Source organism: Amycolatopsis saalfeldensis (assembly GCF_900110575.1).
GTDB classification, from domain to species: Bacteria; Actinomycetota; Actinomycetes; order Mycobacteriales; family Pseudonocardiaceae; genus Amycolatopsis; species Amycolatopsis saalfeldensis.
In genome coordinates, this window is the sequence record NZ_FOEF01000001.1 from 325,750 (window position 1) to 339,724 (window position 13,975).

General features: G+C 71.3%; 11 protein-coding genes. 6 read left to right on the forward strand and 5 right to left on the reverse strand.

The window, feature by feature from the left end; all coding sequences use genetic code 11:
• Positions 1 to 160 precede the first annotated feature (160 nt).
• Complete coding sequence (locus tag BMY97_RS01420) at positions 161 to 484, reverse strand: hypothetical protein (RefSeq protein WP_143086097.1); 324 nt, start codon at positions 482 to 484, stop codon at positions 161 to 163.
• Between the two features lie 207 nt (positions 485 to 691).
• On the reverse strand, positions 692 to 1,348 hold the full coding sequence (locus tag BMY97_RS01425) for a transcriptional regulator (RefSeq protein ID WP_091611280.1): 657 nt from the start codon (positions 1,346 to 1,348) through the stop codon (positions 692 to 694).
• 200 nt (positions 1,349 to 1,548) lie between these two features.
• On the opposite strand from BMY97_RS01425, the gene BMY97_RS01430 reads away from it, so the two are divergent.
• A complete protein-coding gene (locus BMY97_RS01430) occupies positions 1,549 to 3,402 on the forward strand; it encodes an AMP-dependent synthetase/ligase (protein ID WP_425425224.1) in 1,854 nt (617 codons plus the stop codon).
• 198 nt (positions 3,403 to 3,600) lie between these two features.
• Here the strand turns inward: BMY97_RS01430 and BMY97_RS01435 are convergent, their stop codons facing one another.
• Positions 3,601 to 4,227 carry a TetR/AcrR family transcriptional regulator gene (locus tag BMY97_RS01435; RefSeq protein ID WP_091611285.1) on the reverse strand — a complete coding sequence of 209 codons (627 nt, stop codon included), beginning with the start codon at positions 4,225 to 4,227 and terminating at the stop codon, positions 3,601 to 3,603.
• 52 nt (positions 4,228 to 4,279) lie between these two features.
• Positions 4,280 to 5,176, reverse strand: coding sequence for an SDR family NAD(P)-dependent oxidoreductase (locus BMY97_RS01440; protein WP_091611288.1), 897 nt, complete (start codon positions 5,174 to 5,176; stop codon positions 4,280 to 4,282).
• A 379-nt stretch (positions 5,177 to 5,555) separates the two neighbouring features.
• Between BMY97_RS01440 and BMY97_RS01445 the strand changes: the two genes are divergently transcribed.
• The 5 genes from BMY97_RS01445 to BMY97_RS01465 all read left to right on the forward strand — a co-directional run bounded on the left by BMY97_RS01445 (position 5,556) and on the right by BMY97_RS01465 (position 13,649).
• Positions 5,556 to 6,770, forward strand: coding sequence for an MFS transporter (locus BMY97_RS01445; protein ID WP_245787091.1), 1,215 nt, complete (start codon positions 5,556 to 5,558; stop codon positions 6,768 to 6,770).
• Positions 6,771 to 7,476: 706 nt separating this feature from the next.
• On the forward strand, positions 7,477 to 8,703 hold the full coding sequence (locus BMY97_RS01450; RefSeq protein WP_091612792.1) for a GGDEF domain-containing protein: 1,227 nt from the start codon (positions 7,477 to 7,479) through the stop codon (positions 8,701 to 8,703).
• Between the two features lie 223 nt (positions 8,704 to 8,926).
• Complete coding sequence (locus tag BMY97_RS01455; protein WP_091611291.1) at positions 8,927 to 11,098, forward strand: phospholipase A2; 2,172 nt, start codon at positions 8,927 to 8,929, stop codon at positions 11,096 to 11,098.
• A gap of 177 nt (positions 11,099 to 11,275) precedes the next feature.
• Positions 11,276 to 12,982, forward strand: a complete 1,707-nt coding sequence (locus tag BMY97_RS01460; RefSeq protein WP_091611294.1) for an LCP family protein — start codon at positions 11,276 to 11,278, stop codon at positions 12,980 to 12,982.
• 181 nt (positions 12,983 to 13,163) lie between these two features.
• Positions 13,164 to 13,649: a helix-turn-helix domain-containing protein gene (locus BMY97_RS01465; RefSeq protein WP_091611296.1), complete on the forward strand. Its 486-nt coding sequence runs from the start codon at positions 13,164 to 13,166 to the stop codon at positions 13,647 to 13,649.
• 111 nt (positions 13,650 to 13,760) lie between these two features.
• Here the strand turns inward: BMY97_RS01465 and BMY97_RS01470 are convergent, their stop codons facing one another.
• Positions 13,761 to 13,955 (reverse strand): hypothetical protein, encoded by a 195-nt coding sequence (locus BMY97_RS01470; protein WP_091611299.1) that lies wholly within the window; start codon positions 13,953 to 13,955, stop codon positions 13,761 to 13,763.
• Positions 13,956 to 13,975 lie beyond the last annotated feature (20 nt).

Genomic DNA, 13,975 nt, shown 5'->3' on the forward strand with positions numbered 1-13,975 from the left:
GCCGGCACTGAAACGGTTCGGTGAGATCCGTCACGGACTGCCCGGGCGTTCGGTGATGATCGGCTTACCGGAGACCATCACCGGCCACGCCGAGAGAAAAGGGTGAAATTGCCGACACCCGCCACGGAATCGACGCTTCGCGCGGCCGGATTACCACTTTTCAGCGCCGAACGCCGTTCGGATGCCGGTGGTTCCGGTCGTTCTGGTGGGGCAGCGACAGCCGTGGGTAGCCGGACGGCCCGGGCTCGCCGTGGCCGGGCCCGGGCTCGCGCTTGCCGCCGCGCTTGAAGAGGTCGCGCAGCATCTCCCGGCACGCCCAGGCGAGCACGGCGATCGAGCAGGCGAGCACCGTGACGAGCACCGCCTCCACCGGGTAGCGCACGAGGACCCGGCCGAATTCGGCGAGCAGGAATCCGAGGGCCACGCCGGCCAGAAGCGTGGCGAGATAGGAGATCGGCACCTCTCGACTGCGTGTTTCGGCCATCTCCGTCCCCTCCAACCGGTTTTCCCGCACCACGATTTCCGTTTCCCCGCGGGCCGGGGATCTCACCCCGGCAGGGCCACGACCAGCGGGAACCAGGTGGCGATCATAACCGGCGGGACCGGGAAAACACCCCCGTCGCTCACCCGAAGGGGCGATACGAGGATCAATTCCGCGGCCCGGTCCGGCCATTATCGCGAATTCCGGCCGTCACGCGGAAAACTCCTCCGCGAGGGTGTTCCAGAACATCAGCTCGTAGCCCTGGAACAGCCGGGCGTACGTCCGGGCGCGGCCCGCGTCGAGCCGGCCGGCGTCGAGGCCCGCCTGGATCGCCGCGAGAGCCTGGTCCTCGAGCCCCGGCGCGTCGGCGGCGAAGAAGTCGAAGAACGCGCACGCGTCGTCGTCGAAGCCGTAGTGCTCGCGCATGCCCGCGGCGATGGCGCCGCAATACCGGCCCCACGCGGCGAAGTTCGCGAAGATGGCGACAGCGACTTCGGCCGATTCACCGTTCAGCGCCAGCCACGCGAAGTACGCCGGGTACGCCTGGCAGCCCACGCGCGGCAACTCGGTGCCGGGGTCCGCGCCCGCGGCCGACACGAGCGCGTCGAGCTTGCCCAGCGCGAGTTGCTCCCCCGGCGCGAGCCCGCCGAAGAACTCCCGCGCCCGCGGCTCGTCCGCGCGCGCCGCCAGCTCGTGGAAGCTGCGCCAATCGCTGCGCACGATCCACTTCTCCTCGGCGGCGATCGCGGCGAACACCGCCCGGGCCGCTTGGCCCGCGGCCACCAGCGGCACGAGGCGGTTGTCGTCGTCGCGAGGCGCCAGCTCCGCTTGGATCGCGTCGAGCAGCTCGCGGGCCGGGTTCGTCATGGGCACTCCTCGAGGTCCGGGCGGCGGGTCTCCATTCAAGCAGGCGGGCCGCGTCCACCCGGTGGGCAAATGACCGTTTCGGCCGGTCGGCGGCCAGGTCCACGCCGGTGCCGAAGGTGGCCTCGATTCTCTATCCACACCGTCGGGGAGCCCCTACAGTGACGTGATCAGCCACCGTTGGAGGAGGGTCAGCGTTGACCATGCCCAAGTCCGTCGCCGAGCAGGCCGAAGGCCAGACGATCCCCGGCCTGCTGCTGCGCAACGCCACCGAGTACGGCGACCACCCCGCGGTCACCTCACTCGACCTCGAAGGCCACCCGACGCTGACCTGGAGCGAATTCCGCACCGCGATCGCCGAGGTGTCGCGCGGCCTGGCCGGACTCGGGCTCGGCTCGCGCGACCGGATGCTGATCATGGCGCCCGGCAGCCCGGACCACCTCGTCGCCGACCTCGCCGCCGTGCACCTCGGCGCCATCCCGTGCACCGCGTACGCCACGCTCAGCCCGGACCAGATCCGTTACGTGGCAAGGCACAGCGCCGCCCCGGTGGTCGTGCTCGCGGGTGCGGGCGAGCTGGCGCGCTGGCTGCCGGTGCTCGACGACCTGCCGGCGCTGCGCCACGTCGTGGTGCTGGACGCCGGATCGATCCCGGCCGGCGACCAGCGGTTCACCTCGTTCGCCGAAGTGCGCGAAACGGGCCGCGCCGCGATCGCCGCCGACCCGGACGTCTTCGAAAGCTCGTGGCAGTCGATCCGGCCGGACGACCCGCTGGCGATGATCTACACCTCCGGCACCACCGGCGACCCGAAGGGCGTGGTGCTCTCGCACCGCAACGCCATCCACGAGGGCTACGCGGTGCAGGCGCTGCACGGCTCCCCCATGCACGTCACCAACATCGCGTACCTGCCGCTCGCGCACATCGCCGAACGCGAGCTGTCGGTGTACATGCCGATCCTGTGGGTGGGCCACGTGCACACCCTCGCCGACCCGTCGGCCGTCGTCACGGCGCTCGGCCAGGTGCGCCCGCAGAGCTTCTTCGGCGTGCCGCGGGTCTGGGAGAAAATGGTGGCGGGGCTGAAGAACATGCTCGGCGCCGTCCCCGAAGACCGGCGGGCGGCCCTGCTCGAGGCCAACGCCTTGCTGCAGGAGGGGTACAAGCTCCGCAGCGCGGGCCAGGAGGTCCCGGCCGAGCTGGCCGAGCGCATCGCGAAGACCGACGAAACCGTGCTCGCCCCCGTCCGCGCGTTGCTCGGCCTCGACAAGCTCCTCGTCCCCGCGAGCGGTGCGGCCGCGCTGCCGCTGGAAGTGCTGTACTTCATCGCCGGGCTGGGCGTCGAAATCCTGGAGGTCTGGGGACTGTCCGAGACCACCGGCGCGGTGACGGCGAACGGCGCGGGCGCGTTCCGCGCGGGCACCGTCGGGCGAACGCTCGACGGCGTCGAGGTGAAAGTGGCCGAAGACGGGGAACTGCTCGTCCGCGGGCCCATCGTGTTCCTCGGCTACCTCCAGGCCGACGGCTCGATCAAGAAGGCGACCGACGACGACGGCTGGTTCGCCACCGGCGACATCGGCACCGTCGACGAAGACGGCTACGTGCGGATCACCGACCGCAAGAAGGAACTGATCATCACCTCGAGCGGCAAGAACATCGCGCCGACGCACATCGAGGGGCTGCTGAAGGAGCACCCGCTGATCGGCCAGGCGGTCGCGATCGGCGACGACAAGCCGTACGTCACCGCGCTGATCGTGCTCGACGACGAGATCGCGCCCGGCTGGGCCGCGGCGAACGGCGTCGAGGGCGCCGACACCCTGGACGAGCTGGCCGCCCACGAAAAGGTGCGCGCGGAGATCGAGCGCGCCGTGGAATCCGCGAACAGCCGGCTCGCGCGCGTCGAGCAGATCAAGCGCTACCAGGTGATCACCCGCGTCTGGACGCCCGAGTCCGGCGAGCTGACGCCGACACTCAAGCTCAAGCGACGCGTGATCAACGAACGCTACGGCGACGACATCGCCGGGCTGTACACCGGCAGCCCGGCTCCGACAGCGGGTGCCTGAGCGGCCACCGGCACACCGGCCTGCGCGGTGGCCGAGCAGACGTACACGATGCTCCCGCCCGGCGCCGTCAGCGCCGGGATCGCGCTGCGCGACAACAGGAACGGGCCCTTGGCACGGCGGTGGCCACCAGCGTGTCGCAGGCTGCGGGGTCGGTGGCGTCGGTTCGCAGGCCGACCGCCTCGGATTCGGGCTGCAACCCTAGGGTTGGTTCTTGCCTTCCGAAGTGCTGGACCGGCGATCGTGGGGCAGGGCGATGCGTTCCGCGGCCCGGACCACCGCCGCGCGGCGGCGGGCCCGCTCGGCCGGGTTGTCGGCGTCGGCGCCGGTCAGCATGCGGGCGAGCTGGGGGACGGCGACCCACCAGGCCGAGAGCGCGATGGCCATGAAAATGGCGTAGTCGGCGTCGATCTCCTCGTCCAGCACGCCTTCGCGCTGCGCGGCGGTGTACCACTCGACCTGGTTCCGGTACTGCGTGGTGCGGTTGTCCTCGTCGACCGCCGGCTCCTGGCCCAGCGCCTCCCACAGCAGCAGGCGGACCAGCTCCGGGTGCTGTTGGTGGTAGTCGAAGGTGCGGCCGGCGAACTCGCCGACTTCTTCCGCGCGCCCGTCCGGCCGCCCGACCGCGGCCGCGAGCTGCCGCAGCTGGTCGGACAGCACGGTCTCGAACAGGGCCCGCTTGTCGCCGTAGTAGTTGTACAGCCGTTCTTTGTTGATACCGGCGCGTTTCGCGATGTCCGCCATGGTCGCGTCCGGTCCCCGCGCGCCGAACTCGGCGATCGCGGCGGCCATCAGGCGCCGGCGGGTTTCCTCGGTGTCCCAAGCCACGCCGGGAGTCTAGCCCGGTCACCAACCCTGGAGTTGGCGACCGGACCCGCGGTCAGGCGATGCGGCTGGGGGTTTCCGTCCACTTGCGCAGCCGCGGCGGGACGCGCTTCTCCAGCCCGTAGTTCTCCAGGTGCGCGCTGAACACCTCGTCGAACGCGTTCTGCACCGTCTCGGTGTCCCACACCGGGCGTTCGAGGATCGGTTGCTTCAGGTACGGCTGGCCCATCACGTGCAGCTGCGGGCCGTTGCACCGGATCATCTGGCCGGTGATCCCGGCCGAGCCGCCGCCGAGCAGGAACAGCACCACCGGCGCGATCTTCGACGGCGTGCGGTCCGGCGGGCAGGCCCGCAGCGCCCGCTCCGACTTCCACACCATCCGCGTGTGCGCCACCGGGCACACGGCGTTGACGCGGATTCCGGCCTCCTCGAGGTCGAGCGCCCAGGAGTAGGTGAGCGACGCGACCGCGCCCTTGCTCGCCGCGTACACGCCGAGCTTGCGCTGGCCCAGCGAAGCGCCGGAAGAGATGTTCACGATCGACCCGCCGGTGCCGCCCGCGACCATGGCCTTGATGGCGGCGAGCCCGGTGTACATCACGCCGAGGACGTTGACTTCGACCAGCTCCCTGGCCTGGTCGACGTCGTCCTCCCACGGCAGTGCCTCGTAGTTCAGCCCCGCGTTGTTGACCAGCCCGTCGATCCGGCCGAACGCCCGCACGCACTCGTCCACGATCGCCTGCGCCTGGGCCGGGTCGGCCACGCTGTGCCCGCTGGCCACCGCCCGGCCGCCGTACGCCCGGATGTTCTCCGCCGTCCGCTCGGCCAGCTCCAGGTCGACGTCGTTGACCACCACGGCGCCGCCCGCGCGCGCCACGTGCACGGCGAACGCTTCGCCGAGCCCCCGGCCGGCGCCGGTCACGACCACCGCCTTGTCCTGCATCAGCCCGTCCATAAACCTCTCCCCACTGCATGCACCGGCGGGCGAGGGGCCGCGCCGCCGGGCTCCCCACCAGTCTTGGTCCATTCGGCGCAACGGACAGGGCAGCGGCGGCGAACGGTGCCTGACCTGCGCCGAGCGAGTGATCGTCGATCAGTCCGCCGGTACCTCCCGACGGGTCAGCGCCACCGGGAGCCGCGGTCCACCCGGCGTAGCCCGATCGGCTCAACCGCCGCCGACATCCCCGTTCCCGGTCCACCTCCGGGTAATCGGCGGCATACTGGCTGTCGTCCCGGTTACCGAACCTGTGACGCGCTGACCGGCGCTGTCACGGCACCGGCAGAATGCGGGAAGACTACGTTCGCCCGACCGGGGAGGGGGGAATGGCCACCCCGTGACGACCCACGCCAGTGCACCGCTGACCGCGCCGCTGCGGAACGTCGAGTACCGCGTTCTGTGGGCGGCCGAGGCCATCTCGAGCGCGGGCGACCAGCTGGCGAAGGTGGCGCTGTCCATCCTCGTCTACAACCGCACCGGCTCGGCGCTCTGGGCCGCGGTGGTCTACGCCCTCACCTTCCTGCCCGCGCTGGCGGGCGGGCTCGGGCTGTCCTTCCTGGCCGACCGCTACCCGCGACGAGTGGTGCTGGCCTCGAGCGCGGCGGTGCAGGCGGTGCTCGTGGGCTTGATGAGCATCCCGGGGATGCCGCTCGGCGTGCTGTGCGGGCTGCTCGTCGTGGTGCAGTTGGCCGCTTCGCCGGCGAACGCGGCGCAGAACGCGATCACCCGTGAAGTGTTCGAAGACGACGAGCTGTACCTGCGCAGCCAGGACCTGCGCGGGATCACGACCAACACGGTGCAGCTGCTCGGGCTGGCGGGCGGCGGGCTGCTGGTGACGGCGGTCGGCTCCTCGTGGGCGCTGGCGATCGACGCGGTGAGCTTCGCGGTCGCCGCGGTCATCGTCCGGATCTGGGTGCACGACCGGCCCGCGGCGGGCGGGGAGCAGACGACCTGGTTCGGGGCGACGCGGTGGGTGTTCGGCCAGCGGCGGCTGCGGGTGCTGATCGCGCTGTCCTGGCTGGTCGGGCTTTCGGTGGTGCCGGAGGGGCTGGCCGCGCCGCTGGCCCGCCAGCTGGGCGAGCCGTCCGCGGCCGTCGGCTGGCTGCTCGCCGCCGACCCGCTCGGCTTCGTGGTGGGGGCCTACCTGCTGTCCAAATTCGCCTCGGCGCCGACGCGGCAACGGCTGCTCGGCGTGCTGGCCACCCTGTCGCTGGCCCTGCTCGCGCTGTTCCTGCTGCGGCCGAACCTGCCGGTCGCGCTCGTGCTGCTGGCACTGGCGGGCGCCATGGGGGCGTACATCATCACGGTGACCGCGACGTTCTCCACCTGGGTGCCGAACGAGCTGCGCGGCGGCGCCGGCGGGCTGTACCGCACGGGGCTGCGCGTCGCGCAAGGCGTCGGCGTCGCGATCGGCGGGGTGGTCGCGCAGGCGACCGGCTCGGCCGTCACGGCCATCGCACTCGCCGGGGTGGCCGGCGTCGTACTGGCGATTCCCACGGCGTTCTCCTGGACCCGGGTCCGGCACGCGGTCGCCGCCGACTCCGGGCTCTGAATCATGGCCGGATCACTGCCGCCGGCCCGGCGAAAGACGTCCGGGCATCGAAGCCGGACCGAACTGTTTTCACGCCTCGCGGTCACGCACGGAATCCACCTCCGCTCACCATGTCACGGAACAAGCACGGTCAGGTCCAGCTCAGGCTTCACGGTCCGACATCGTCCGGCACCTCCTCGTGACTGCAATTCGGACGGAAAAGGGGCGGGGACGATTCAGGCCTCACGGTCCGACATCGGGAAAGCACCTCCTGTGGCGCACCGCGGGGATGCGGGAGAGACCGGTGCCGCAATTCGCATTCGGGATTCACCAGCCATCGGGGGAAGGCGCCTCCGGGGTGTGGAGGCACGCGAGTGGGCGGAACACGAATTCAGTCCTCGGGGAGGACTCCCTGCCGGGAAGTCGGTGAGTGCGATGATACCGGTAAGGCATACCACTACCACAGCGGGAACCATCACACGCCGACAACCCGAGAGACCGGAGGAGGCCGAGCCCGATGCCCGAGAACGGACACGCGCGCGGTGAACCCACGGACTCCGGTGACGAGGTACCCGAAGCGGCCCATGATCACCCAAACCCGAACCGGGTTTCCGCGCGTGCCGCACAAACCGCGACCGAACGGTCGCACGGTGTCGGCACCAGGCTGCGCGCGCTGATTTCCGCGAATCCGGTTCCTTCGTGGGATCTGTGGACGAAGCCACGCCCGATGATCATTTTCCTGCTTTCCTGGGAAGCGATCGCGGTCGCGCTGCTGACGTTCGGGATCGTCACCACAGGCGCGGCCACACTCGTCGACTGGGCGCGGTTCGGGATCCTCGCCGTCTGCGCCACCGTGCACATCCAGCTCACCCGGCGGCAGGAGGAGCGGCGGCGCAACCGGGTCACCGCCGTCCACATCGACCTGTCCGGCATCTGGGTCTTCCCGGGCGCGCTGCTGCTGCCGATCCACCTGACCCTGCTGCTGATCGTCATCGTCCGGACCCAGCGGTGGTTCAACTCGCGGCGGCCGCCACACAAGTTCGTCTTCACTTCGCTGACCCACGCCGTTTCGGCGCTGCTGGCCCACCAGCTCTACCAGAGCTTCGCGTCGGCGGAAGTGGCCCGGCTGAGCCCGGCGAACTCGCTGCAGGTCTTCGGCATCCTGATGCTCGTCGGCTTCTGTTACGCCGCGCTGCAGGCGATCGTCATCGGCGGGCTGCTCGCGCTGGGCGGCACTTCGGCGCCGACGCTGAGCAATGTGCTGGGCACCAAGGACGACAACCTGCTGGAGCTCTCGACGATCGGGCTCGGCACGATCGCCACCATCCTGCTCGTGGAGATCCCGCCGGCGATCGTGATCCTGGTGCTGATCACCGTGCTTGGCAACCGGCTGGCGGAGATCAACCAGCTGCAGTCCGAGGCGCGGACGGACCCGAAGACGGGGATCTTCAACGTGCGCGGCTGGTCCGAATCGGCGGAGCGCGCGCTGGCCCGCTCCGCGCGCGGCGGCGAAATGCTGGCGCTGCTGATGATCGACCTCGACCATTTCAAGTGGATCAACGACACCTACGGCCACCCGGCGGGCGACGACGTGCTGCGCACCGTCGCGCAGACCCTCGACGAGATCACCCGCCCCAAGGACATCATCGGCCGGTTCGGCGGCGAGGAGTTCCTGATCCTGCTGCCGGACGTCGACGAGACGGCGTCGAAGGTGACGGCCGAGCGCATCCGCGTCGCGATCGCCGAGCAGCAGATCGTCAGCACCGACAAGCGCGGCGGCCGGGCCCGGATCGGCGGGCGCACCGCGTCCATCGGGGTGGCGCTGCTCGGGCCCAACGGGACCACGGTGGAACAGCTGCTGCACGCCGCGGACGCCGCCGTTTACGCGGCCAAAGAGGGCGGCCGCAACCAAGTGCGGTTCGCCGACGCGGACCAGTCGTCCACCGAGGGCTGAGCGCCCCCGTTTCCGGCCCGCCATTGACCCGGACTCGAAATCCGATTAATCGCGTTCGACTCCGGCGGCAGAATTGGCTTTCCACCAGGCTTTCCGGGCCGTAATTCAGCAGCGCCCGAAATAAGCGGTATGTTCGGCGCCGTCGGCATCGGGGGCTATCCCCCGCCCACGCCGGGGGCTGTCACCGTGCCGTCCCGGCGGGCGGGCTGGCACCCTGGGACCCATGCCAGCCACCGACGACCGCGCCCCGGCCGCCGCACGCCCACGACGTCGCTGGTCGACGTCGGGGTGGCTGCTGCTCGTCCTCTTCATCGTGTTCGCCTTCGGGCTGATCGCCTCGCGACCGGCGTCACCGCCGGACCAGGGGCCGCCGACGGGTGACGTGCTGGCGGCGCAGAACGCCATCGAGGCGCTCGTGCACCCCGGCCCGCAGCCGAGCGCGCTGGCCTTGCTGCCCAAGGACTTCACCGCCGTGATGGACGTGCGGCCGGGCGTGCTGACCGCGCGTGACGGGACCGTGCGGGCCGTGCACGTCGACGGCGGCTGCTCCGCGCCGTGGGGTGACGACAACACGAAGTGGGACTACTCGGTGCCGTGCAAGGCGCACGACCTCGGCTACGACCTGCTGCGTTACGCCGACAAGAAGGGCCACCCGCTGGACCAGCAGGTCCGCGCTTCGCTCGACGCCCAGCTGTCGAAGGACATGCACCACACCTGCGCGCTGAACCCGATGGATTCGCCCCGCACCTGCCAGCTCGTCGCGACGCTGTATTCGGCCGGGCTGGTGGTGAACTCGTGGCACCAGCGCTGGGGCCCGCCGGTCGGCGACCCGATCGGCCCGATGGTGGCGGGCGTGCTGGTCATCGGCGCGCTGCTGGTGTTCCGGCTGCGCGGCTGGCCCGCGGCCCGGCGGACCCGGCCCGCGGTGCGCCGGACCGGCCCGCCGACGCGGTGGGCATTGCTCGGCGCGGGTGGTGCGGCGCTGCTGATGCTCGGCGAGTCCGTGACCGCGCTCGCCGATTGGGCGGGCGCGCCGGAATCGGCGCTGTGGCCGTTGACCTGGCTCGCGCAGCTGACCCCGCTGCTGTTCTTCGCCGGCGGCCACGCCAACGAGGCGGGCTGGCGGGCCGAACGCGATCGCGGCTACCGGCACTACCTCGCCGAGCGCGCGAGCCCGCTGCTGCGGCCCGCGCTGATCTTCGCCGTGGTGGCGCTGCTCGTGCCGCTGGCGCTGGAACTGCTCGGCATCCCGGCGGGCACCAACGCCACGGTGATGCGGATCGCGCTGCACCCGCTGTGGCTGCTGGGCGTGTACCTGCTGATGATCGTCTGCGCGCCGGCCCTGCTGGCGCTTTACCGCAGGGCGAGGTCGGCGTCCGTGCTGACGCTGCTGGCCCTGGTCGTCGCGGGCGAACTGGCGACGACCTGGTCGGGCTCGCAACTGCCGCGTTACGGCGCGACGCTCGCGCTGGCACTGCTGGCCCAGCAGCTGGCCTTCGCGCACGCTGACGGCGTTCGGCCCTCCCGGCGAGTGCTGGCCGTGGCGGCAGCGGTGGGCGCCGGCGGGCTCGCGGTGGCGAGCTTCGTGCTGGGTGCCTCGCCGACGCTGCTCGGCAGCCCCGGTGCACCCGCGGCCCTGTCCGCCACACCGTGGGAAGTGCTGCTGCTGGGCGTCACACAGCTGAGTCTGGCCGGGCTCTTCGCGGCGCCGCTGCGGCGCTGGGCGGCTCGGCCCGTGGTCCGGCGGGCGGCGGGGCTGGTGCTGCGCGCGCCGATGAGCCTGTACCTGGCGTTCCTCGCGGCGATGCTGCTGCTCGTCGCCGTGGTGTACCTGCCGGGCCCGATCGCCGACGGCCTCAGCTGGCTGATCCGCCCGCGGACCGCGATGGCCGTCGCGCTGCTCGCGATACCCGCGGTCGCGGTGTTCTGGTGGTTCGAGCGCCGCCCGGGCGCGACGGCCGGGGAAGTCGTCGAGCCGCCGGTCCGCGTCCGCACCGGACCCGGCTGGCACGCGATGCTGCTGACCAGGGCGGCCGCCGTGCTCGGCATCGCCTACGCGACGGCCGGCGTGTTCGGCCTCGCGCTGGCCCGCTTCGGCGACGTCGCCGCGGACGCCGACCTGTTCGGCCTCCGCTTCGACCCGGTGCAGAGCCTGGTCCACCTCCTGCTCGGCGTGCTGCTGCTGCACACGATCCGGACCGGCGCGACCACGGCGGCGAGCACCTGGCTGGCCTGCGCGCTGGGCTGCATCCCGGCGCTGGTGGCCGCCTCGGACGGCGAGCCCTCGGGCGCCGCCACGGTTGTCCTGCACGCCGCGACCGCGGCGTTCGCCCTGATCGCCGCGGCATCGTGCCTGGTCCCGGCCCGGCGCGCGGCCGGGGTGACACCGGGCTGAGCCGGACACTCCGGGTCCGACCGGCATTCCGCCGGTCGGGCGAACAAGGCGCGCATGGCGCAACATGGGTGGTGCGTGCCACACGAAGAAGGGGATGTGTAAACCTACGGCAACCACGTCCCGGCACGATGCGTCTTCAAGACCGGGACCGCAGGACTGATGAGAAGGAGCCGACGCGTGGATTACCCGCCTCGGAACGGGCAAGGCGACCGCCGCCCAGCCCGCCCCTGGCAGGACACGCCAGGGCGTGGCCCGGCCCGCCGCGTCCCGCCGCCCGGGCGCGCACCCCGCGAAAACGCCGAGTACGGCGCTCCCCGGGAGCCCCGCGACCCGCGTCAGGGCCCGCCTCGCCGCCCTGGCCCCCCGCCGAACCGCAGGCCGGCCCAGCGGGTCCGCCGCAACTCCTTCCGCAGCGCCAAGATCGCCCTCACCGTGGTGTCGCTGCTGGTCATGGGCCTCACCGGGTACGCGTGGGCCTCGTTCCAGGGCCTGGTCAACGGCCTCAACTACGCCGACGTGATCGACCCGAAGTCCGGCGGCGACCAGCCGGCCGACGGCGCCCGCGACATCCTCCTGGTCGGCCTCGACAGCCGCACCGACGCGCAGGGCAACCCGCTCTCCCAGCAGCTGCTCGACCAGCTGCGCGCGGGCGAGTCCGACGGCGAGCTGAACACCGACTCGCTGATCTTCGTGCACATCCCGAACAACGGCAGCAAGGCCGTCGCCATCTCGCTGCCGCGCGACTCGTACGTGGACATCCCCGGCGGCTACGGCAAGCACAAGATCAACTCCGCGTACGCCCGCGCGATGCTCCAGGCCCGCAAGGACCTGCAGAAACAGGGCGTCACGGACCCGAAGGAGCTCGACGTCAAGGCCAACCAGGCCGGCGCGAAGGAGCTGATCTCCACCGTCGAGGAGCTCACCGGGTCCACGATCGACAACTACGCGGCGATCAACCTGCTCGGCTTCAGCGACATCACGCAGGCCATCGGCGGCGTCGACGTCTGCCTGGCCGACAACGTCAACGACACCTACTCCGGAGCGAACTTCACCAAGGGCGTGCACACCATCTCCGGTGTGCAGGCGCTCGAGTTCGTCCGGCAGCGCCACGGGCTGCCCCGCGGCGACCTCGACCGCGTCGTGCGCCAGCAGGTGTTCATGGCCGGTATGGCGCGCAAGGTGCTCTCGGCCGGCACGCTGACCGACCCGACGAAGCTCAACGCGCTGATCGACGCCATCAAGAAGTCCGTGGTGCTCAACCAGAACTGGGACATCTTCGGCTTCGCCGAGCAGATGAAGGGCCTCACCGGCGGGCAGCTCGAGTTCCGCACCATCCCGGTGGAGAACGTCGACTACCAGACCCCGAGCGACGGCTCCGCGATCAAGGTGGACCCGGCCGCGGTCCGGGCGTTCGTGCAGGGGCTGGTCCCGCAGCAGCCGGGCCAGCAGCAGGCGCCGCCGCCCGCGGCCGACAGCGCGAACAAGGCGACCACCGTCGACGTCCGCAACTCCTCGGGCCGCACCGGCCTGGCGGCGAGCGTCTCCAAGGAGCTGGCCGGCAAGGGCTTCACCGCGGGCGACACGGCGAACGGGACCTCGCGCAAGACCACCGTGATCTGGGTGCCGAAGGGCGGGAAGACCGCCGGGCAGGCGGTCGCCGACGCGCTGGGCACGAAGGCCACGGTCCAGGAGGACAAGAGCGTCAGCGCCGGGCACGTGATGATCTTCCTCGGCTCGGACTACTCCCCGTCCACCTCGAGTTCCGGCGGCTCGAACGCCGCCGGCGCCCCCTCCAGCGCGCCGTCCTCCCCCGCGGCCCCGCCGGCCGGGGACAGCGGGGGCGACAAGCCCATCACGGCCGACGGCGTGCCCTGCGTCAACTGACCTGTTCGGGTCAGCGCGGTACTCCATTCGGAGCAGTTGCCGAAATCGTCACCAAAGTCTTCGGCGAAACCGCGTAAGGAAAAGCGCACTGCCCACTTTCATACACGTGAGACGCGTACACGTTCGCCGCACCGACAGCGGACGCGACGCGGTGGAGCGTGATCAGGGCAGGGGACGAGGAGTGGTGATCGACGTTGAGCACTACCAGCGGATACTCGGGGACGAGCTCCGCAAGCTCAGGCGCGGCCGCGGCTGGACGCGCAAGGAGCTGAACCGGCATCTGCAGAGCGAAATCTCCCTGCAGACGCTGGCGACGTACGAGCTGGGCACGCGCCAGTGTTCCGTGGTGCGCCTGGTGGAGCTGTGCGTCGCCATGGACGAGCTTCCCCAGGACTTGCTGGCGAAGGTGCACAGACGCGTATTCGTGGAAGAGCCCGGCCGCGTCCGGGTCGACCTCCACCGGGTGATCGCGGAGGCGTCCCCTGAGCTGCTGCCGCTGCGCCGCTGGGCGGAGGACCGCCTCCGCCAGGCCGCCGATCCGGGCCCGGACTCGAGCTCGGCGGAGGTTTCGCTCGACCTCGCGGCGCTGGAACGCATGGCGGAACTCTGCGACCTGCCGACCGTCGACCTGATCACCCACCTCCGCAAGCTCGCGCCCAGCGCCTGACCCGTCTGGCACGAGGGGGACTTTTCGCGTCGTCGAGGGCCGCGAAGTCCCCTTCACCGCCGGGATCCACGGGTTCCGGCGCCGAACGCGCGCGACTGCCGGAGGTCTCCGTTACTGCAGCAGGGCGGCTTCCGCCTGCCCGAAAAGTTCCCGCTCCACCACCGGTGACGCCGAGTGGTCGGCGTCGCGCGCCCGGCGGCCGCCCGCCCTCAGGTCACCGGACCACCCATGACCGCTCGGCGGCGCGAACGTCCCCCTCGCGCCGCCGAGCACCGGGTGGCCCTCGACGTCGCCAGGCGTTGCCACCTCGAACTTACTCAGCAGTA

Excerpts from the sequence above, each read along its gene's own strand:
- BMY97_RS01425 (WP_091611280.1), bottom strand. The coding sequence starts at position 1,348 with ATGACGAACCCGGCCCGCGAGCTGCTCGACGCGATCCAAGCGGAGCTG.
- BMY97_RS01455 (WP_091611291.1), top strand. The coding sequence starts at position 8,927 with ATGCCAGCCACCGACGACCGCGCCCCGGCCGCCGCACGCCCACGACGT.
- BMY97_RS01420 (WP_143086097.1), bottom strand. The coding sequence starts at position 484 with ATGGCCGAAACACGCAGTCGAGAGGTGCCGATCTCCTATCTCGCCACG.
- BMY97_RS01430 (WP_425425224.1), top strand. The coding sequence starts at position 1,549 with ATGCCCAAGTCCGTCGCCGAGCAGGCCGAAGGCCAGACGATCCCCGGC.
- BMY97_RS01450 (WP_091612792.1), top strand. The coding sequence starts at position 7,477 with ATGATCATTTTCCTGCTTTCCTGGGAAGCGATCGCGGTCGCGCTGCTG.
- BMY97_RS01440 (WP_091611288.1), bottom strand. The coding sequence starts at position 5,176 with ATGGACGGGCTGATGCAGGACAAGGCGGTGGTCGTGACCGGCGCCGGC.